We start from the raw sequence: 390 nt of genomic DNA, 5'->3' as shown, positions 1-390 counted from the left end.
CACCCAGGAAAGCTTTGCCCGCATCAGTGAGGATGCAGCGGGGCGCTTGCAGGCAATCAGTGGCAAGGTCGCTGCCAGCGAATCGTCGGTCAACACCGGCAGCGAGGCGCTCAAGCTGCAGATCCGCCAGTTGCAGGCCAGCCTGGCCGAGCAGAGCAAGCAGCAGCAAGGCGTGGCTGGCCAGGCCGGCGACCTGGGCAAGCGCCTGGAGCAGGTGCTGGCCGATACCCGTGAGCAGCAGAAAGCTGTGACCGAATTGCAGGGCCAACTGCAGGCGCAGTTGAAGGCGGTGAATGCCGAGCTGGCGGCGTTGAAGTCGGGCCAGGTAGACGGTGGCAAGCTTGATGGGCAGCTCAAAAACCTGAGCGAAGAGGTGGCTGCGCTGAAGAA

General features: G+C 63.8%; 1 protein-coding gene. It reads left to right on the top strand.

Annotated elements, in window-relative coordinates:
- The coding region (locus QWI17_RS06675) for a hypothetical protein (RefSeq protein ID WP_302721752.1) at positions 1–390 on the top strand (390 nt) is incomplete at both ends.

The sequence above is a fragment of the Gilvimarinus gilvus genome (assembly GCF_030518155.1).
Lineage (GTDB): Bacteria > Pseudomonadota > Gammaproteobacteria > Pseudomonadales > Cellvibrionaceae > Gilvimarinus > Gilvimarinus gilvus.
This window is presented reverse-complemented; position numbering and strand designations above follow the sequence as displayed.